This window comes from Neobacillus novalis NBRC 102450 (assembly GCF_001591805.1).
GTDB classification, from domain to species: Bacteria; Bacillota; Bacilli; order Bacillales; family Cytobacillaceae; genus Neobacillus; species Neobacillus novalis.
The window spans coordinates 190,894-210,276 of the sequence record NZ_BCVP01000004.1 but is presented as its reverse complement, the minus strand read 5'-3'; the positions used below and the strand labels follow the sequence as shown (position 1 = coordinate 210,276).

The window sequence follows — 19,383 nt, the reverse complement described above, 5'->3', positions numbered from 1 at the left end:
TAATATTTTAACTGAATATCTATGATAATTATAATATCATTGGGCTATAGCCAAGCGGTAAGGCATCGCACTTTGACTGCGACATGCGTTGGTTCAAATCCAGCTAGCCCAGCCATTTTGCGGAAGTAGTTCAGTGGTAGAACACCACCTTGCCAAGGTGGGGGTCGCGGGTTCGAATCCCGTCTTCCGCTCCAAAATACGGCGGCATAGCCAAGAGGTAAGGCAGAGGTCTGCAAAACCTTTACCACCGGTTCGAATCCGGTTGCCGCCTCCATACGATTTTGCCTAGTATGGCTAAGAACAGGTAATTTGATTTCGCCGGGGTGGCGGAACTGGCAGACGCACAGGACTTAAAATCCTGCGGTAGGTGACTACCGTACCGGTTCGATTCCGGTTCTCGGCACTTGCTTTACCTAACATTTTAATATGCCGGTGTGGCGGAATTGGCAGACGCGCACGACTCAAAATCGTGTTCCTCTGGAGTGTCGGTTCGACCCCGACCACCGGTATCTAGAAAGCTTATAGAGAAAGGCTTCAACAGAAATGTTGAGGCCTTTTTTGTGTTTTTTCAACACGACATAAATAATCGAAAATCGTGTGCGGTGAATCGTGTGCGTAGGAGGCTGTTTATGAAAAGACGGGGAGAACTAACTGATGACGAATTAAGAATTATAAAGAAGAAAATTTCTGATGATGAAGTTTTTGAAAAGTTTTATAAAGACTGCTATCTAAGAAATTTACGACCTGCTACCATCAATTACTATAAAAATGAATTTCATGCTGCAAAACTAAAGCTTAATAAGCAGTTAGTAGAATGTGAACAGAAAGATATTGAAGATTTAATTTTGCAGAGTAAAGAGTTAATGAAAGTTACAACGATTAATACTCGTTTACGAGCACTTCGAGCATTTTATAACTTCTTATATAAAAATAAGATTATTAATAAAAACCCTATGAAAAATATTAAATTGTTGCGTGATAGACAAAAGACAATAGAGACATTAGAAAATCAAGAAATCGAGAAATTATTTAAAACAATTAGGAAACAGAAAACATTTGTTACTTTTCGAGATGAAGTTATCGTCCTTGTATTGCTTGATACTGGAGTCAGATTATCTGAGTTAGTTGGTATCAATGTAGAAGATGTTAGAGGGAATACAATCATTATTAGAAGAACCAAAAATCTTTTTGAAAGAACGGTCTATTTATCTGAAATAACAGAGGAACAGCTAAAAAGATATATTAAGATTAGAGGTCAAGTTGATACGAATAAACTCTTTATTAGTCAGGACAATAAAGAATTAAATCCGCATAGTGTTCAAACGAGATTAACTAAGTATGGAAAGGAAGCAAACATCAATAAAAGAGTTAGTCCGCACACATTTAGACACACGATGGCTAAAAGAATGATTGTTTTAGGAGTTGACGCTTTTTCATTGATGCATTTACTAGGTCATACAGATATAACGATAACCAAACGTTACGTAAATTTATGGGGGCAGGATTTAGAGCAAAAGCATAAATTGCATGGGGCTTTAATAGGATTGAAAATATAATTTTACGAACGTATGTTTGCTATATATAATATATAAAAGAGGGGCGGATTCGCGGTCCATAACCCCTCAAAACAACACACAGAAGATTGACCTCTGCTATTAAAATATTAGCATGTCTTCTTTTGTTATGTCAAAAGGAGAAGAGAAATGAATTTGAATTTAATGTCAGTTTTAAGTGGCAAAGGCTTTGTGATGTATAACAAAGAACTGGCTCACAAAGTGTCAGTCAATGGAGCAATTATTTTTGGTCAGTTATGTTCAAGTTATGAATCTTTCGGAAGTAAAGGTATGCTAACGATTAGAGACAACAAAGAATATTTCTTCCTAACAATTGAGACTTTAGATGAAGAAACAGCTCTTTCATACAAACAGCAAATGAAAGCTGTTAAAGATTTAGAGGATGCTGGTTACATAGAAACCAGAAACATGGGAGTGCCGCAAAAAAGACATTTTCATATTACAATTAAAATTGTCAAAGAACTACTTTCCAGTTCTGACAAAAGGGAAGAACTGAACACACCGCCAAATCCTGACTCATCGCCATCAAGAAGTACCTTCAATCTTGACCAAAGGGAAAGATTAGAGTTGCCAAAAGGTGACGACAATAATTGCCAAAAGGTGTCGAATATTAAAAAGAAAAATAAAAAAGAAAAAATTAAAGAAAACAATATTATTGATGATGATAAGCGAACAAGTTCGACCGAAGCTATTAATCCTATCAATAATGAATTAATTAATTCGATTTGGGAATCAGTTAAAGATGATATATCTAAAAGAACCTTTAATTCTGTCTTACGAAAAGTCAAAGATAAACATGCTCAAGGTCAAGTTAATAATTTCAGGGATTACTTTATAACAGCTTTAACGAATAAAGAAAATGAACTTGAATTAAGACGAGCAAAAGATAAGGCAGCTTTAGAAATCAAGAAAAGTTCTATTGCTCGTTCAGACAGAAAAATTCTAGAATCCTTATATCCAGAACAAGAAGCTAATAGAAATCCTGTTCCGTTCTATAACTGGTTAGAACAATGACCAGTTACCGTAAGAGTTATTAATTAGAATAGCTCACTGAAGCTCCTGTTTGTCCTGTGTTGCACATAAAAAGAGAGATAATATATTTTTATTTATCTCTCATAAAATGCCCCTTATGGGCTGATATTAATAAAATTTTGGAGAGGGGAATTGTATATGAGCACTGATAAATTTATTGTAAATGAAATAGTTAAAGTTAACCGTCAAATGGTGTTAGGTATTCATGAACAGTACGATAAAATTGATTCAGTTTTTGGTCGAAGGATTGCTGTCATAGAAGGAAAGGTAGATGCTATTGAGAAAGAGCTTGGAGTATTGGGAAAAGAACTTCGGGAGCAATATTATTCATTGGGACGGAAGTTAGATCTTATAGAGCTACAATTAGTAAAACAAAATAATAAAGAGTGAGTATATTGTAGCCCTTAGAAGCTCATATTTAACCCGGATTGAACAGAAACTTGAGAGATAATGAAATATATTATCTCTCTTTTTTATGGTCTTAAAATGAGAGGAATTAATTACCACGAATTATTTTCGAATTTTGATTTACACTCGCTCGGTTTTTTGAATAATAGTAGTATCAAAATTTGGAGGTATTCATTTATGAATAGGAACGAAATTATCGAAATTTGTACGGAATTTGCTCAAGGGGCTTGGAATGGTTGTAAAGCAGAGTTTATTAAAAGAGGATATACAAAGGAAATGGTTATTAAAAACGCAATTGAAAAAGGGTTAAAGGATGAAAATTGGATTCCAAAATTTATTATTCATGAAGGTAGGAGATATTTTATAGGAGGTCGGGCTTAGTGCTCGGTCTTATTTTTTGTACATAAAATCCTTATTTTATTTATCAAAAAAACAAAAGGACCATTCAGGTCCTTTTACGGCTTTTCTTGATTATGCTGTCGGTAATCCGGAAACTTCCTTTTTCATAATGGCCTTCCATATTTTTCTTTGTTCATCTATTTCTTGTTTTATAACGGAGTTGTCCTTCCTCATTTCCCTTAAGTCAGCCGAGAAAATAGGATTATGATAAACTGGATTTAAATTTAACCAATATTTATACATTAGGTCTAACAATTTTCTTGAGTGATCGGTGACTTCATCAGAGAAATATAGCTCATTATAAATTAGATAATCGTTTGCTTCATACCATTTATTTTCAGCTCTATTGTAGTCAATGATTTTTTTTAGTTTGTGTATTTCTGAAATAGCTTTATCTTTATCTTGTTCCCATAAAGCAAGAATTCTATTACAATCTCCTGTATTCATTTCTATTACTTCACAATAGGTTTTTACATCTTCTATAGCTGCGTTTTCAAAAGTGGGGAAACTTTGAATTCCCCTTAAATATGTAATATACCCTAATGCTTGCTCGGTTAAGAAATACAGTTGTGGGTATCGTTCGTTTTGTTTACTATTGAATGTTTCAAAGTTTAATAACATCTTTTGATGCTCAAGTTTTAAAGACTCCAATTTATTTTGTTGAGTACTTCTCAAATTTTCTATTTTCGATTGTACATCATGGTCAACGTCGCCCTTTAAGGAGATTAATTTTCCTTGTACTTCCTCGTCTACTGTTCCTTTAAGTTTAGTTAATTGGCTCTGGAATCGATGTTCGACGGCTTTCTGAAAAATAAAGTAAAGTACAACACCTAATGCAGCAAACAAAGCAAAATTTGAAATAAAGGTATCCCACTGCTTAGAAATGTACGTTGTAACAACTGCTGGTATTTCCCCTAAAAGAAAAGGCATAATATCTCCTCCCATCGGTCAACTTAATGACTCCTTATATAATTATACCATTAGCAAAATTATGTTAATCATTTATCAATGAATAAAATTCTCATTTTATAACAACTTTTTTCTCCGTTTGATTTACGTTTTTCGTGAACGGTATATAAATACATTGTGAGAGAAATAAAACAAACGGGGGAAATCAACTATGAGAGAAAAAATGAAATTTAGATTTAGAAGAATTGACAAGCTGGACAGTAACTTTACTCAAATTTCAAACAATGTGTTCTATATTTTAAAAGGAAAAGCAACAGCTTATATGGTCTATAGTTATTTAAACCATCGGTATAATACGACTAAATGTTACGCTTTCCCATCTATTAGTACCATACAAAAAGATTTAGGAATCGGGAGTAATAAAACTGTTGTTTCAGCGATTGAACTATTAGAAGAAAAAAGACTCGTTAAAGTCATACGAGAAAAACAATCAAATGACAGAAACGCTGTAAACAAATACGTGGTTTATTTTCCTGTTGCAATTAATCCTTTAAGTAAAGAAGAAGAAGAACTTGCACCAGAAGAATTTGTTGAAATGATCGCTTTGTAAGCGGTCATTTTTTATTTGGACAGATTAGTGTAATAAATACACTACAGTAATGTAAAAATTACACTTTGATAGTGTAAAAATAACACTTGATTAGTGTAATAAGTACACAGTATTAATATTTAATTAATAATACTTAATTAATAAAACTTAAATAAAAATATTTAACTTTTACAAATAAGCAAAGCTTATTTGTTCAGAAGAAATTTCAAAAATAAAGTGAAAGTTGTACAGAATCTTCCAGTTATATATATTATTAATAGAGATATAAAAATTGTTTTTATGAGCAATACTTCGTCTTAAATCTTCCATTTGTATATAATTAATAATAGAGAGGTGTTTACTCCGAGCACCTCTTTCTCAGTTCTGTGATTTACAATTTCGTAGTTGAGTGTTCGTTTTTCTTTTATTGCTTTTGATTCCTTAGCTAAGTAATCAAATCCTTTGTCTTGAGAGTTGGTTAATCCTATTTCCAGCTCTCTTTTGCTTTTTAAACAAATACAATCTTGGGCTACTATAATGTAGCTACTAAAATATATGAACAACAGAATGAGTTCTATCTTTCCTATCGATTTTCAATTTTTTCTTGTTGATTCTTTTCTTATTTGAAAGGCGTTCCTTCGGGAGCGTCTATTTTTTTTACCATTTTTCAAGTTTGCTTTTAAGAGCAACTAAATAATTTCGGAGGTGAAAGAGTTAATGAAAATAGAATTGCGTTTTCAAAGCACTAAGTTACGTGCTAATAAAGATGCTTCATTGACAGTCTCAGGTTATGTTAACAAAACTGGTCAATTAAGCAATGTCCTTGGAACTACTAAGAGATTTAAAGAGAAGATTGCCAAAGGCGCATTTTCTAAAGCTATTCAAAATGCTCATAGGGACATTGATTTCTTAGCAGAGCATAACAGCAAATTAATCCTTGCTTCAACTCGAAACGGTTCATTGGAACTGCTAGAAGATGAGCAAGGTCTTTTTATATCTGCAAAAATTGCATCTACTTCCTGGGGTAAAGATTATTACGAATTAATCAATTCTGGAATTCTCAGAAATATGTCATTTGGTTTCCGTACTGTTAAAGATTCTTGGAAATCTCTTGGTGATGGTCTTTATGAGCGAACTATTGAGGAACTTGAGTTGTTTGAAGTCAGCGTTGTAAAAGACCCAGCTTATTCTCAATCATCTATTGCTGCCAGAGGTATTGAACTCGTAGAAGAAGTTGAAATTCCATCAAATGTAAAGTTGTTGAATAAAAAGACGGAATCTTCCGTCAATAAAAATGAGGAGAAAACAAACAATATGAAAACTGAATTTAGATATGTGAAGACGAAAGAAACAGAAGCAGCAGAGAAACGAAATGCTGAGTGCAGACAAGTGGAAGAATATTTTCGAGGAGAAGAAAGAGCACTTCAGACTCTTCAAAATGGTAGTCAGTTAGTTCCAGAAAATGTTCATCAAGAAATTATTAAGAAACTTGAGGAAACTGCCCCAGTATTCGGTCGAGCTCGTAAGTTTCAAACTGTTGCTGGTTCATTGAAAATTCCAAGAGAGACTAGTACAGATCAAGCAGGATTTGTTGGTGAAGGTCAAGATGTTCGGGAAATGGCAATTTCAATTGGCGAAGTTAAATTAGAACAAAAAAGGGTCGGTGCCGCAATTTCATTAACAAATCAATTAATTCACGATTCCGCTACTAACATTGTTGGTTATGTTGCTGATTTGTTAGCTCGTCGAGTTGGTAAGACAATTGAAAAGTCTATCTTTACAGGTAACTCAGCAGAAGAGTTTCGTGGAATTGTTCATGATAAAGAAATTGCAAATGTTGAAGTTGCTAACATTAATTCAGTTGGTGTAGATCAACTAATGGACATTTACAATTCAATTCATCCGGATTATCTGTCGGGTTCTGCATTCTATATGCAACGAGAAGCATTTAATATAATTTCTAAATTGAAAGATGCAGCCGGTCATTTTTATATGCAGAATGGATTTGTCAACGGTAAGTTAACATACACTTTATTCGGTGCAGAAGTTATCGTAACTAATTCACTTACTGCAACAAATCCAATTGTTTTTGGAAACGTAGGACTTGGTTACGGTGTAATGATCAAAGGTGAGTCTGGTCTTCAAATGATTACAGACACTAAGAATGCTTTGTCGGGGACACGCTTGCTCGTCCATGACATGTATTGCGATGGAGCTGTATTTAATCCAGAAGTACTAGCTAAATTAACAGTAACTGCTTAATTATAACTATTTATGTAAAACGTTTCACAAATCTTGAGAGTAGATTATTCTGCTCTCTTTTTTTACTTTATAAGAAAGAGGTAATAGAAATGTCTAAAATGACCGGGATGAAATGCAAGGTGTATATTGAAGACTCTGCAACGGGTAAGATTCTAGCAGGACAGAGAAATGCAACCCTTTCTCGTTCTGCTGAAACTATTGATGCAACTTCAAAAGATACAGCAGGATTTTGGAAAGAGTCTTTAGCTGGATTTAAAGAGTGGAGTATTGATTGTGATGGAGCATACATTGAATCTGATGTTGCTTATGGTCTATTAGAGAAAGCATTCATCAATTCAGAAAATGTCGTTGTCTACATTGAATTGCCATCTGGTACAAAATATCGTGGAGAAACAACAATTACTGATTTTAGCTTAGAATTTCCTTATGATGATTTAGTAACATACTCTATTAGCTTACAAGGTAGTGGAGCATTAGAAGTTAAAGCTGGAGCTTAATATCATATAGGCTAAGAGCCCTGCTCTTAGTCTTTCTTATCCATAAATAGAATAGCAGATATATTAGCCATTACTAATAAACGGGACAGCAGATATTTCTGCAACGGCTATACAGCATATTTCTACTATCAGATATAAATCAATAAGGTAGATACAACAATAGAAAGGGGATGGTGATATGCAAAGAGATGAAAAGTTAAACTATTTGATGTTACTAAGAAAAGATATTGGCGAAGAACAATTTAAGTTTGCAGCAGCAGCAATTCTTGCTAAAGCCTATTCAGAGTTGCTTCAATGGAGAAGCATTAAGAGAAGTAGAATGAATGTGTTAGATCGTATTAATCTAATGTTAAGAAGCATGGGGTGTGACGAGGTAAGCTATGGTTTCATTCGTCAATTCCTCTAAGACTTAGATGATGAATGAAGCTATTGTTGAAGTAGATTGACAAGGAGTAAGTCTTTGTTGAAGTAGTTGTAAGTAAGTGAGAGTGGGTAGTGAGGGTTGGACCTGGACTGCTCGCCTTCCTGCCTGCAGTACGCCCTACCTTTTTTGAAAAAAAGTGAACGAGCTTAGAAATAACGAGGGGAGTGTCTCTTTTATCAACGGTACCAAAACCCCCTTTTGGAGTTGAAAAGTATACGTTTCATAAATGTGATTAGGCCTGTATAATTATGGTAGACTAGAATATTAATGATACATTTCTTATATCATTCATATTGGGGGGGTTACTAAATGCCACAAATAGATTGGTCTAAATTAGGACTAAATGGTGAAAGTAAACAAAAAACATTTGAAGATTTATGCATGCATCTTTTTTGTAGGGATTTAAAAGTTTCGAAAATATATGCCTATCAAAATCAACCAGGTATTGAAACAGAACCAGTCAAAGTCAAAGGTAAAAAATATGGGTTTCAAGCAAAACTTTTTGAAAGCAAATTTGATTGGCAACAAATAAAGAAATCAATTGATAAAGCAATAGAAAATTACCCGGATATTAACAAAATATATATTTATTCAAATAAAGACAGAACCCTTAATGGAAGTGAAAAAACAGAGACCGAGTCCGATATTGAAAAGAGGGCAAGAGCAAAAAAAATCAAAATTGAATATATTACAGATAAAACTATCATTAATATGCTTTTGCAACCTTCAAATTTAGATTTAGCTCAACTTTACTTTGGAATAGGTGATCATCTAAGTTTTATTAAAAATAGTGTAAATCATAATCTATCTACTTTTATTCAATCATCTGAATACCTTCATTTACCTATTGTAGATATAAAAAAAAATCAAATTGAAAGTATTGCAGATAAAATTCTTTCATTAGAACAAATGACCTTTTTAGTATTAGGAAATCCTGGTTCGGGAAAAAGCATATTAATACATAAATTATTACAAGTATTTGGCGGATTGGATAAATCCACTGAAGATGAAATGTTAGATGTACTTATAACTAATAATGCTATTCCTATCTTAGTAAATTTAAAGAACTGTGCCACTGAAAGTTTCGAAAACATTATTAGGAGTAGAAAAAATGATAGTAAAGTTAATAATCAAGAATTTAACTTTATTTACCTTTTTGATGGACTAGATGAATTAAGTGAAGAAATTTCGGATAAAGTACTTTATCAAATATATGAATTAGCACAAAAAAATAATACATGTAAGATCATATTTTCCTGTCGTTTAGGAAACTTAAATAGGATGAAAGCAAAAACATACTTCAACGACATGATCGAATATGAAGTTGCGGACTTAAATCAAAAATATATAGATGAATTTTTTAAAGTAAAGGGTGATGAAACTAAGATTAAAATTTTTAAACAATTGAAAAATGAGAATAGAAAACTAATGAGTGAAATAAAAGATATACTCCTAATTAGGTTATTATGGGACACTATAGAAGAATTAGATAGCACTAGTACTTTGCTGGATTTATTTAGTAAAAAGATAGATTCTCTAATTGATAATCCACAGCATAAAAAAAATATTGAGGAATTAAATTTATTAAATCCTAAAAAAGAAGCTATTGTTGAACTAAATCAAGATATTTCCTTTGAATATCAAAAAAGATTTCAGTTTAGTTTTTCACAAAAGGATTTACAAGATTTGATAATGGAAAAGTATGAACGTATTGATTATCAATCTATCAATAAAATTATTAATTATATGGCAGATTTATTTTTCGAAAATTCTTATTTAGATAATATAAACGCAAAAATGATTTTTATTTACCAACATAGAAGGTACCAAGAGTACTTTTTTACGCAGAGATTGAAAATGGAATATGAGAAAAATCCAAAAATATTAAGAGAATTAAGAGTTCTATCCAACCGTGAATATTTAGAAGAATTATTTTTAAAATACATGCGAAGAGAATATATTAAAGAAAATAATCTGCCTGGTCTTGTTGAGCTTAATTTAATTGATACTTATCTAGGGAAAAATAACAGTTATGGTGTCGACGATGATTACTATATTAGTTCTGAAAGGTTTATTCCTGCCTTAATAAGTCAAAATCAAGAGAATTTTAATGAATTATTTGAAGATGAAACGTTAAAGATAAAAGATAATTTATTAATAAATCTAACTGAACTAACTAATCAAATTAATCAATGGAATAAAGATAAGAATAATTATGATTTAAATAGTAATCTCAAAAAAGTATGGGAAAATGGAGTTCCATTCCTAATTAGAAATATCGTTCTATTATGGAGAGCAAAGAAAGTACAAAGTGCGGAAAAACTAATCGTTCAATTAGAAACGGTTAAAAGTTTATATAATCAAAATAAGATAGTTGAACATTTAAAAAAGATTAATAAAGGTCAATTAAATGATCCAATTTGGGAAGAATTTGAAAGTTGGATTTATTACCAAATCAAAATTAATGGGGTAAATGTAAACGATATTTATAAACAATTAATTAGAAAAAATTCATCTAGAATGTCAGAAGTTAAGGGTATCTATAATAATGAAGAACATGGTAAGGAGAAATTAGTTAAATCTTTTCTTAGAGTTTGTCTTCAAGAGAAAAAGGAAGATATATTTGAGTTAATAAATCAATTTGATGAATATGAATTTTTATGTTTTTTGGGAATTTTAATTTCAAAAGATTATCTTTCTTTTTTTGTTACGTCATACATGATTCATAGTAAAATTAAGTCTTTCGTGACGCAGCTACCTGTAGAAGTAGTTGAGAAAAATAGTTTTATACTCTTTTATAAAAAGTTCTTTGATATTAACTTATCACTAAATGAAATAAATGTTGCAAGAGAATCTTTGGACAAATTAGAAGAAAAGCGTGGGATGGATTGGGTGTTTTATGGAACACATATTAACTTTGCTATGTTTGCTTTTGTTCTAGAGAAATATACCTTTGAAAAGTTCTTTAAACCACGAAAGGGATACTCGCCACATTTCTATAACGAATTGGGACTTTACTCTGTATTGTTTACAGACTTTGTCTCATTACTAAAAGGTAAAAAAGATATTAGAAGTATTGTGAGGGATTATATTCGATATATTGACCTTACTAAAGGAAATGAATATGGATACTACTTGAAAAATGAAATTTCCTACATATGGGCAAACATTTTTGCAAAAAGTCATATTGATTATAGTTCATTAAATAACTTAAAAAATATTCTTATTAAAAAAGATTGTAATATTATTCCTTTTAGTTTTTATCAGGAACTATTTAGGCTAAATACGAATATGTTCAACGCTCTGATTACTGAAAGTGAACTTAAACCTCTCGAAGAAAGTCTCATATCTTGGAGTGAAGATTTCCCTTCTTTTGTAGATAGATGTTTTGATATAAGTGCATTTTTTTCAAATATTGATACTAATAAATCTAAATTTTACTTTTTAAAAGCTATCAATGAAGGAATCCTAAGACATGGGTGGCATAAGGACATAATTATCAGTTATCTTTTAACAGATGCCCTAAGGATTATTTGGGATAAAAATTGGGTCTCTAAAGAAGTAAAGAAACAATATGCCGTAAATGTATTTAATCTTACTCTACGTGTAAGCGAAATTACTGATGGTGACCATACTTGGAGAGGTCCTTATATTGTAATAGATATAGTTTCAAGTAATGATCTTGAATTGGCAGAGGAATTCCAATATTCACTAAAAACTAAAAGCTCTAAAAAAATTAGTTCCTTAGCAATAAGCCCAATTCTATTAAGTAAAGTTAAAAGTGGTTTCCGGATTGAAGAAATTGAAAAAGGTATGGAAGATTACGACTATAGTTATGACTATGAAGGTAAACCAAAGCCTGATTATTTTGAACAAAAATTTGTAATTTACTTAGCAATTGCTGAATGTGAACTATATACAGATGAAGAAAAAAAGATAGCATTTCAAAAGGCATATGAGCAAGTAGAAAGGGTAAATAATTATAACCTAAGATATGCTTTTAGAGATGAGGATTTTAGAATTGAAAAAGATATATATGAGAAACTTTGTAAAAAATATAATAAACCAATAAATTTAGAGTTATCTAAACAGGGAGATAATAAGAAAAAACCTAAAATAACTGAAGATCAATTCATTGAAGAAATAAAGAATTCAAATACTAAAAAGCAATTACAAGGCAAATTTAAAAAACTTAATAATTATAACAATGGTATTGTTCTAAAAAAATACAAATCTTGGGAAATATTAGTAAATAAAAACTATGATGTTTTTAGTAACATTGAATTATTTTTAAACTACCTAAAAGAAAACCACTTTCCAAGTACGGATTTTTGGACAACAAATTCTGAATACTTACATTTAGGACTTGCTGTTGCTTTGAAGGATGTTAATACAAGACAAGAAACTTTAACTTATTTGTATGAGAATAGTGGGCATGGTGGTTTTGTAAATATTATTAAAGCTTATAGTGTTTTAAATGATAAAAATAATTGTTTAGCATTATTTGATCGTTATCTAAAATTTTGTGATTTAATTGTCAACTAATAAAATAAAATAAAATATCAATTTTAATTACTAAGGGATTGCTAAAATGGGAATTTGCCAATCTTCCTAATTGTTTTGAAATAACTAAACATTCTATGGTAATATTTAGCTATTAAAATATTACTAGAAATAGGGGTTTAAGAAAATTGGATTCCAAGACAATAAGATTGGTTGATTTGACTGCTGCAAATGCTATTGAGTTTTGTAATAATGAGTATGATTTTGAAGGTCTAGAGGAAGTAATTTATGACCATAAATTTTTAGGGACAGTTGAACCATTCGCTATGTTACTTGCAGGTTCAAAGATAAGAGAGTTATACGATAAATTCCCAGATGTGACATATAGAGATATAAACTTTAAGCATAATGATTATGCTGCACACATGGGATTTTTCCAAAGCGTATATCAAGATTTTGGAAATAAGCCGGGTGAAGCCAACGGAAGTTCAACTTATGTTCCAATTACTGAATTGGATGTAAAAAAATTAAAAATAGAATCGTATGAAAACTCAGAAGTAGTTCAAGAAACAATTGAAAGAAAAGCGATTAATTTAGCAAGAGTACTTTCTAGAGATAACAGAAAATTAAGGAATATTTTATCATATTCTATTAGAGAACTTATGAGGAACATTGTAGAACATAGTGAGTCAGAATCAATTTGGTTTGCTGGTCAGTTTTGGCCAAGTAAGGATAGAGTAGAGATAGCAATTTTAGATGAAGGGGTTGGCATAAAACAAGCACTGTCCTTTAACCCTAACTTAAAAATTAGAAGTGACATTGATGCACTCTTACTTTCTATAGAACCAGGAATCTCTGGAAAGGCATTTAAATATAAAGGTAAGATGAGAAGACAAGAAGATACTATTTGGCAAAATTCGGGTTATGGATTGTATGTTACAAGTGAGATTTGTCAACTTGGCGGAGATTTTTTAATTTGCAGTGGGAATAATGCAGTTATAGTTAAAAATAATATATATGCAGATAAAGAAACAAATTTTAAAGGTACAGGAATTAGAATGAGATTGAAGGTATCACGGATAAATTCAATAAATGAAGATATTATAGACAAGATTGTTAAAAAAGGAGAACAAAAAGCAAAAGAAAACTCTGAGCTATCTATAATAAGTGCTTCAAAAGTATCAAGGATGCTGACTGTTACCCAAGGTTCAGAAAGTAAATAAACATAATCCCTGTTGGAATAAAATATTAATTTTATTACACACAAAAAATCACCTCGATATAGAAATCAAGGTGATTTTTATTATCCTAGGTTGCGACGAATAATAGGAATATATTACTCGCAAAAGTTAATTTCCTCTGAGAAGCCCTCACAAACACAGCTTTTCCTCATTTAATCCCAATCTTCAGGAACTCTTGGTAGATTACTTCGATTATAAAAATTATAAAACATATCCGTCAGGAATTTATGTCTTTCATCATTAGACATCCATTTATCAAGATTCTTCACGATCTCCATCATTTCTTCGGCAGTATACTTCTGTCCATGAAGTTCCCTTTCCGCCTCTTCTCTTTCTTTATTGATACGATTTAAATACATATCATGTATTCCAATTTTCCTAGATAGAAATTGAAGATCCTTTTTAATATTTGAAATTTCCTGTTCTAAATTTTCCTCAGCAGTTTTCATTTTAAAATCTCCTTTCTTTTTACTTCTTTAAAAATATTTTATCACACCTTTTTACAAATGATTTAGAGCAGATAAAAAGATTAAGAGGTGATTATGGTGCTACCAAATAAAAAACAATTAGTACAACATTTATCTGATAAAATGACCAATCAAGATATAGCTAATATTTATGGGACTTCTTTTCAGAAAATAATTCAACTTATAAAAAAATACCAAATAAACTCAAATGAACTTAGAAAAGTAAACAACTATATTGTATATGAGCATTGGAATAAAGGGGAAGTTGTGTATGTTGGAAGTGGAGTCTGGTATCGTTGCAGAAGATATACTAATAGAAGAAACTCTGAACATAGAAGATTGATGCAAGAAGGAAAGCTCTTATATAAAATTGTGGCTGAGTTTTCGATTGAAGAGGAAGCAAGACAATATGAGGCTAACCTGATAAAAAAATATAAACAAATAGGTCAAGCAAAATTCAATAAACAAACCAGTTAAAGCTTGACGATATTACAAACCAAAGGCATAATTGTCAGTAATCGTGTTACTCGAAAAATAAAAGAATTCATCAACTGTTGTTGTTCTAACATTATAAGCAGATAGGATATTTTTGGGACTCAAAATCGTGTTCCGTGAGGAGTGTCGGTTCGACCCCGACCATCGGTATCATGCTACTAACAGAAATGTTGTAGTAACAAGGCTTCGCACTTAATTGTGCGGAGTCTTTTTATTTTTACTTCACACGACAAAATAACCACAAATAGTGTGCGGGGAGTCGTGTGCAGTGAGTAGAAGAAGATTGCTTAAATGAAGATGAATTAAAAATTGCCACTAAGACAAGTTATGTCACCATAGACGAGGAGGCATTCCGATTATTTTTTGAAGATTGCCAGTTGCGAAATCTAAGACCTCATACCTTCAAATTTTATCGTGAAAGTTTAAAAGCAGAAGGTAAACCATTGGTACAGATGACGGAACAAGATATTAAAAATATGATATTGAACATGCAAAATAGTGGGCGGAAGATAACCACCATAAACACAAAGCTGCGTGCCTATCGTGCATTTTTCAATTTCCTTCATAAGAATAAACATATCAAAAAGAATCCGATAGTGAACGTAAAACTGTTGAAGCAGCGGAAGGAAGTAGTTCCTACTTTTTCCAAACAACAATTACAATTGTTGTTTTCGCTTTGTGATAAGAAAACCTTTGTGAGATTGCGTGATTATACAATCATGCTGTTAATGTTGGACACTGCTGTCCGTATCAATGAAATGATTAATATTGAAGTGACAGACGTGAAAGAAAATGAAATTGTAATCAGGGAGACCAAGACATTTTTTGAACGTATCGTGCCAATGTCCAAAGCATTGAAAGTGCAATTAGAGATTTACATTAAAATCAGGGGCAAGGCGGAAACGGAAAAGTTATTTATCAGTCAAGACTGCAATGAATTGAAGAAACGAAGTTTACAAACACGAATTGAACACTATGGGAAGTTAAGTGGCATTAAAGATGTTCGTGTGAGCTGTCATATCTTTCGCCATACGAGCGCAAAGATGTCCATTCAAAACGGAGGAAACGCTTTTCACCTCCAACAACTGTTGGGGCATACCTCACTTGAAATAACGAAAAAATATGTGAACTTATGGAGCACTAATGTTGCTGAGGCACATGTAAAATATTCCACATTAAATGGGATTATGAGGCAATAGCAAACTGACCACTAGGATTATTAATGCAAGTGGTTTTTCTGTGTAATAGTGACAGGATCGCCGGAGTCGACCTGTCACTCAGGTCTACCTTTCAGACCTTAAACAGTAAAATCATAATTTTAATTGATAATCTTCTTCAACTATTTTCTAAAATTTATTGAGTTATGGGGAAACGTTTTTCTGGCGTGGACCACCCATCAGTCCTCCTCATCCCTATCAAATAAAAAAATGGGTACAGGGGGGGACTATCAGCACAACACTAGACCCATTTGCTCGTATCACTGTTGAATAATAAAAAGAAAAAGTACACTCAATAAACACAAGCAATGTTATCCTGTTGTTTGAAGTAATCTTCAAGTTGTCGTTTGATTGACGGTTGAATAATCGGCTCCTCTATTTTCACACAGTAATAAATGCCAAACGCTTTACCTATTTCACGAATAAGAAACGATTGTGCCTTCATTCGTTCCGCCTCAATGTACTCGTGCTTATGATTTTGATTGTAGAGCGGATATATTTTATTTTCCAACACTTCAGGCCATAAGTTGTTGAATGCTATTTCAATCGCCTTATGTGTCATTTTCGATACTCGCTGACGGTGTGCCCCTATACCATTCTTCGCATAATCAAAATATATGTGATTTACAACTCGCTGATAATAAGTAGGAAGCACTTCTCCAGTCTGAGGGTCGTACTTCCGCTTTAAATAAATTTCTGTGCCATCCCTTTTAGTAATCGGATTAACAATCCATACAGGGATTTGCATTGGTTCGGCAATAATATTATTTTCTTTCAGAAAACCGACATAATTTCCAATAGTACCTCGTGTTTTCATAATACCTGCTAGGTTGCCATGATGTGTTATTTCCGCATGGACTGGAACAATATCTTGTTCGAGGATGAATTTTAAAATGAACTTTAGAAGTTCAGTATCCTTATCTCCAATGTCACACCCTAGGATTTCCAAAAATTCCACATTTGCTTTCTCATGTTCCGTTAATTCCTTTTTCTTTGAGTCAAGGATGTAGGTTGTTGCTCTGCCACGTTTCCCAAAGTCTATGTGATTATCAATCCTAAGGTTTGCCAAATATTTTTTCTTGTTCCGCCTAAAAGTTGCCTCTTTGATTCCACCCAACTCATGCTCACAAAGTTCAGTAGCGATATATTCTCTTCTCATTTTCAGATAACTTTCCTTTCGATATTTTTAGCGCTGAGTGTTGTTGCCATCTTAATTACTTATATATAAAGTGGTAATGTGACTCAGCACTATATCATTGTATTGTTTTAGAAAAATTTGTTAGGTAAGTATTCATATATATAATAATCCGTTGTGCAGAGCACAACTTCAGCCTCTGGCAGGTTTCGCTCGGCTCTCGCTCAACGTTGTTGCAACAAGTTGCTCCCTTACCTTATTATTAGCGTACTCAGGTGCAACTTTTGTTTTGTGTGTTTCATTGATATAACTTTTAATTAGTTCAATCACTAAACGACAGGAATCATATCAGCATTGATTGATATTTGATTTCGGATAGGAGTTCATAGACCCTATGGAGAATTGATACTAAACAAGGTTTAAATGTGAATTCTCTTCACGTTTAGAATAGATTGCCAGCAATTTTGTAGTCAACGATAATGATAAAGTGACAGGTAATAAAGAGGAGATGATTACATGAGAGAATATCCGTTGGATATTATGGTTGAAATGTTGCTTGACCACTTCGAGTTTAACACATTGGAAAATGAATACTTTCGTATGAACACACTAAAGAATTTGATTGATTTCGGATTATTGGAAGATATTCCAGAATTGGCGAAAGAGATAAAGCGGCAACGAGGTGAAATATTGCTTGGACCAATGAAGACGATAAATCCTGAAGCAGTAAAACAATTAGAGTTGTGGTTAGAGTTTGTTTAATGAAAGGGTGGTCGCCTACGGCGATCCACCCACACAAGGAGGAATTGATTGAACTCCGTATGAAATACCGACCATTCGATTATTAGGAGCGGTTAATATGGTGAACCTTTTGAAAACTGTTGCTACTGGATTATGTTCTATATTGCTGTTAGTATCAATGGCAGTTATGGTTTGGGTGAATCGCCAAACAACAGTTGGCAACTTGGTCCTCCCTTCTTCAACATGTTTTTTGTTACAGTGGGGCGGGGATAATCTGAGGCATTCATTGTATTCCTCAACTTTCCAAAATTGGGTATTTGTTTTGAATATTAATATTCAATTTTATAGGAATAAACGTTCGTATACTGACCTGAACCGTACAATTTTCGTATCGGGCCTTTTATGCAATAAAATTCAGGAAATTTTGTCCGAATATCATCAGAAACCTTGAAGAATCAACAATGTATAAAAGAATGAATGACACATAATTTTTCGTAAAGAAGGAATGTTGACTCTAATGGGTTTCTAAATTACATAACTGCGTAAAGAAGTTATTTTACGCAGTTATCTATGAATATAGTATTCACCTTTTGCATAATTGGAATTGTCAAGAGATAGGACAATAATATGTATTTAAACTAAATGCTATATAGTAGAAGAAGGAATATGAAGTTAGGAAGAAGAATAAACATCATTAAGTAGATAATTCGGCAAAATAAAGGAGGATTATATTGAAACGTCTCGTCATAGGTATTTTGTTTTTAATGATTATCCTTACTGCTATGTATTATTTGACTACTCCTGGGGCTTAAACAGTATATCTTCATGTCACCTTTCTATGGATTGTATTTCCAGTGACGATAATCTATGAATATGTATACATTTCAAATTTCTTCAATATAACAATGATATACGGAATTGGAGGAATTGAAATGAACAAGAAGAACCACCCAATCCGTGAGGAGTGTCGGTTCGACCCCGACCACCGGTATCATCTCATCGCTTGCCAATGCGATGAGATCAACGTTTCTTACACTTTGTAAGGAGCGTTTTTTATTTATCTTCAATACGATTGCTGCTAACTGAGCTTCCTTCTTAGTACAAAAGCCTCCCTTTCTAATGGGTTTTGATTTTCCATTCACAGTATGACTGACAGTAAATTGATAAGTTTTACTTCTCTATTGAATGCTAGCCATATTTTCCTCTCATTTTATCAATTGGGGGAGCCGGCCGAAATAGGGATGCTTGGTATAAATTTCGTCAATTTTATGCTTGATAAATTTTTCCTAAGGAAAAGGCTCGACAGGCTTATAATACAAGCTAGAACGATTGAGCCCAAGCAGCTAAGCCTGGGTGGTGATTGGCAGCTCTCTATTATCCCAATCAATCATTTGAATACACTCGGCCCTATTCCCCTAGACAAATATTCCTGAAAAACTTTTGATTCTATTAATTTAGAAAAAATTGTTTATTTATTTCTTGACTAAATC

Annotated in this window: 17 protein-coding genes, 5 tRNA genes and 1 pseudogene; 18 read left to right on the top strand and 5 right to left on the bottom strand. The window is 32.4% G+C overall.

The features are described from left to right. Nucleotides 1-40 precede the first annotated feature (40 nt). The 9 genes from BANVL01_RS03345 (at nucleotide 41) to BANVL01_RS03305 (ending at nucleotide 3,395) form a co-directional block, all read left to right on the top strand. Nucleotides 41-115: transfer RNA gene (locus BANVL01_RS03345), tRNA-Gln, on the top strand. A gap of 4 nt (nucleotides 116-119) precedes the next feature. Next, nucleotides 120-194, top strand: a tRNA-Gly gene (locus BANVL01_RS03340). 6 nt (nucleotides 195-200) lie between these two features. Next, nucleotides 201-274, top strand: a tRNA-Cys gene (locus BANVL01_RS03335). Between the two features lie 43 nt (nucleotides 275-317). Next, nucleotides 318-403 (top strand) — tRNA-Leu (locus BANVL01_RS03330). A gap of 25 nt (nucleotides 404-428) precedes the next feature. After that, a tRNA-Leu gene (locus BANVL01_RS03325) sits at nucleotides 429-509 on the top strand. Between the two features lie 120 nt (nucleotides 510-629). Further along, the gene (locus BANVL01_RS03320) at nucleotides 630-1,556 is read left to right on the top strand and encodes a tyrosine-type recombinase/integrase (protein WP_066083857.1); all 927 of its coding nucleotides are present in this window, start codon (nucleotides 630-632) and stop codon (nucleotides 1,554-1,556) included. Between the two features lie 147 nt (nucleotides 1,557-1,703). Continuing rightward, nucleotides 1,704-2,588: a hypothetical protein gene (locus tag BANVL01_RS28140; RefSeq protein WP_066147696.1), complete on the top strand. Its 885-nt coding sequence runs from the start codon at nucleotides 1,704-1,706 to the stop codon at nucleotides 2,586-2,588. A 156-nt stretch (nucleotides 2,589-2,744) separates the two neighbouring features. After that, the gene (locus BANVL01_RS03310; RefSeq protein WP_066083860.1) at nucleotides 2,745-2,996 is read left to right on the top strand and encodes a hypothetical protein; all 252 of its coding nucleotides are present in this window, start codon (nucleotides 2,745-2,747) and stop codon (nucleotides 2,994-2,996) included. A 195-nt stretch (nucleotides 2,997-3,191) separates the two neighbouring features. After that, nucleotides 3,192-3,395, top strand: coding sequence for a hypothetical protein (locus tag BANVL01_RS03305; protein WP_066083862.1), 204 nt, complete (start codon nucleotides 3,192-3,194; stop codon nucleotides 3,393-3,395). Between the two features lie 90 nt (nucleotides 3,396-3,485). Here the strand turns inward: BANVL01_RS03305 and BANVL01_RS03300 are convergent, their stop codons facing one another. After that, nucleotides 3,486-4,358, bottom strand: coding sequence for a hypothetical protein (locus BANVL01_RS03300; protein WP_156487427.1), 873 nt, complete (start codon nucleotides 4,356-4,358; stop codon nucleotides 3,486-3,488). Between the two features lie 175 nt (nucleotides 4,359-4,533). On the opposite strand from BANVL01_RS03300, the gene BANVL01_RS03295 reads away from it, so the two are divergent. From BANVL01_RS03295 to BANVL01_RS03270, 6 genes are all read left to right on the top strand, one after another. Next, nucleotides 4,534-4,932 (top strand): helix-turn-helix domain-containing protein, encoded by a 399-nt coding sequence (locus BANVL01_RS03295; protein ID WP_066083868.1) that lies wholly within the window; start codon nucleotides 4,534-4,536, stop codon nucleotides 4,930-4,932. Between the two features lie 696 nt (nucleotides 4,933-5,628). Beyond that, nucleotides 5,629-7,173 (top strand): phage major capsid protein, encoded by a 1,545-nt coding sequence (locus BANVL01_RS03290; RefSeq protein ID WP_066083871.1) that lies wholly within the window; start codon nucleotides 5,629-5,631, stop codon nucleotides 7,171-7,173. An 89-nt stretch (nucleotides 7,174-7,262) separates the two neighbouring features. Beyond that, nucleotides 7,263-7,670, top strand: coding sequence for a phage major tail protein, TP901-1 family (locus tag BANVL01_RS03285; protein WP_066083874.1), 408 nt, complete (start codon nucleotides 7,263-7,265; stop codon nucleotides 7,668-7,670). 178 nt (nucleotides 7,671-7,848) lie between these two features. Beyond that, complete coding sequence (locus tag BANVL01_RS03280) at nucleotides 7,849-8,076, top strand: hypothetical protein (protein ID WP_066083877.1); 228 nt, start codon at nucleotides 7,849-7,851, stop codon at nucleotides 8,074-8,076. Nucleotides 8,077-8,403: 327 nt separating this feature from the next. Next, nucleotides 8,404-12,639 (top strand): NACHT domain-containing protein, encoded by a 4,236-nt coding sequence (locus BANVL01_RS03275; RefSeq protein WP_066083879.1) that lies wholly within the window; start codon nucleotides 8,404-8,406, stop codon nucleotides 12,637-12,639. Between the two features lie 146 nt (nucleotides 12,640-12,785). After that, a complete protein-coding gene (locus BANVL01_RS03270) occupies nucleotides 12,786-13,820 on the top strand; it encodes a sensor histidine kinase (protein WP_066083882.1) in 1,035 nt (344 codons plus the stop codon). 170 nt (nucleotides 13,821-13,990) lie between these two features. On the opposite strand, the gene BANVL01_RS03265 is transcribed toward BANVL01_RS03270, so the two are convergent. After that, on the bottom strand, nucleotides 13,991-14,287 hold the full coding sequence (locus BANVL01_RS03265; RefSeq protein WP_066083886.1) for a hypothetical protein: 297 nt from the start codon (nucleotides 14,285-14,287) through the stop codon (nucleotides 13,991-13,993). 93 nt (nucleotides 14,288-14,380) lie between these two features. Here BANVL01_RS03265 and BANVL01_RS03260 point away from each other — a divergent pair, with 93 nt between their 5' ends. After that, the gene (locus BANVL01_RS03260) at nucleotides 14,381-14,782 is read left to right on the top strand and encodes a hypothetical protein (protein WP_235845474.1); all 402 of its coding nucleotides are present in this window, start codon (nucleotides 14,381-14,383) and stop codon (nucleotides 14,780-14,782) included. A 470-nt stretch (nucleotides 14,783-15,252) separates the two neighbouring features. After that, nucleotides 15,253-15,999 (top strand): tyrosine-type recombinase/integrase, encoded by a 747-nt coding sequence (locus BANVL01_RS03255; RefSeq protein WP_235845475.1) that lies wholly within the window; start codon nucleotides 15,253-15,255, stop codon nucleotides 15,997-15,999. 310 nt (nucleotides 16,000-16,309) lie between these two features. Here the strand turns inward: BANVL01_RS03255 and BANVL01_RS03250 are convergent, their stop codons facing one another. Then, nucleotides 16,310-17,176 carry a hypothetical protein gene (locus BANVL01_RS03250; RefSeq protein WP_066083890.1) on the bottom strand — a complete coding sequence of 289 codons (867 nt, stop codon included), beginning with the start codon at nucleotides 17,174-17,176 and terminating at the stop codon, nucleotides 16,310-16,312. A 492-nt stretch (nucleotides 17,177-17,668) separates the two neighbouring features. On the opposite strand from BANVL01_RS03250, the gene BANVL01_RS03245 reads away from it, so the two are divergent. Next, nucleotides 17,669-17,914, top strand: coding sequence for a hypothetical protein (locus BANVL01_RS03245; RefSeq protein ID WP_066083896.1), 246 nt, complete (start codon nucleotides 17,669-17,671; stop codon nucleotides 17,912-17,914). An 863-nt stretch (nucleotides 17,915-18,777) separates the two neighbouring features. Here BANVL01_RS03245 and BANVL01_RS28135 read toward each other — a convergent pair. Then, entirely contained in the window at nucleotides 18,778-18,960 is a 183-nt protein-coding gene (locus tag BANVL01_RS28135) for a hypothetical protein (protein ID WP_235845476.1), read from the bottom strand. A 6-nt stretch (nucleotides 18,961-18,966) separates the two neighbouring features. Then, nucleotides 18,967-19,089: pseudogene (locus BANVL01_RS28525) on the bottom strand (Arm DNA-binding domain-containing protein); the annotation flags it as partial. Nucleotides 19,090-19,383 lie beyond the last annotated feature (294 nt).

Bases quoted from the DNA above. Each gene is read 5' to 3' on its own strand.
- BANVL01_RS03320 (WP_066083857.1), top strand. From the start codon at position 630: ATGAAAAGACGGGGAGAACTAACTGATGACGAATTAAGAATTATAAAG.
- BANVL01_RS28140 (WP_066147696.1), top strand. From the start codon at position 1,704: ATGAATTTGAATTTAATGTCAGTTTTAAGTGGCAAAGGCTTTGTGATG.
- BANVL01_RS03310 (WP_066083860.1), top strand. From the start codon at position 2,745: ATGAGCACTGATAAATTTATTGTAAATGAAATAGTTAAAGTTAACCGT.
- BANVL01_RS03305 (WP_066083862.1), top strand. From the start codon at position 3,192: ATGAATAGGAACGAAATTATCGAAATTTGTACGGAATTTGCTCAAGGG.
- BANVL01_RS03300 (WP_156487427.1), bottom strand. From the start codon at position 4,358: ATGGGAGGAGATATTATGCCTTTTCTTTTAGGGGAAATACCAGCAGTT.
- BANVL01_RS03295 (WP_066083868.1), top strand. From the start codon at position 4,534: ATGAGAGAAAAAATGAAATTTAGATTTAGAAGAATTGACAAGCTGGAC.
- BANVL01_RS03290 (WP_066083871.1), top strand. From the start codon at position 5,629: ATGAAAATAGAATTGCGTTTTCAAAGCACTAAGTTACGTGCTAATAAA.
- BANVL01_RS03285 (WP_066083874.1), top strand. From the start codon at position 7,263: ATGTCTAAAATGACCGGGATGAAATGCAAGGTGTATATTGAAGACTCT.
- BANVL01_RS03280 (WP_066083877.1), top strand. From the start codon at position 7,849: ATGCAAAGAGATGAAAAGTTAAACTATTTGATGTTACTAAGAAAAGAT.
- BANVL01_RS03275 (WP_066083879.1), top strand. From the start codon at position 8,404: ATGCCACAAATAGATTGGTCTAAATTAGGACTAAATGGTGAAAGTAAA.
- BANVL01_RS03265 (WP_066083886.1), bottom strand. From the start codon at position 14,287: ATGAAAACTGCTGAGGAAAATTTAGAACAGGAAATTTCAAATATTAAA.
- BANVL01_RS03260 (WP_235845474.1), top strand. From the start codon at position 14,381: ATGGTGCTACCAAATAAAAAACAATTAGTACAACATTTATCTGATAAA.
- BANVL01_RS03255 (WP_235845475.1), top strand. From the start codon at position 15,253: ATGACGGAACAAGATATTAAAAATATGATATTGAACATGCAAAATAGT.
- BANVL01_RS03250 (WP_066083890.1), bottom strand. From the start codon at position 17,176: ATGAGAAGAGAATATATCGCTACTGAACTTTGTGAGCATGAGTTGGGT.
- BANVL01_RS03245 (WP_066083896.1), top strand. From the start codon at position 17,669: ATGAGAGAATATCCGTTGGATATTATGGTTGAAATGTTGCTTGACCAC.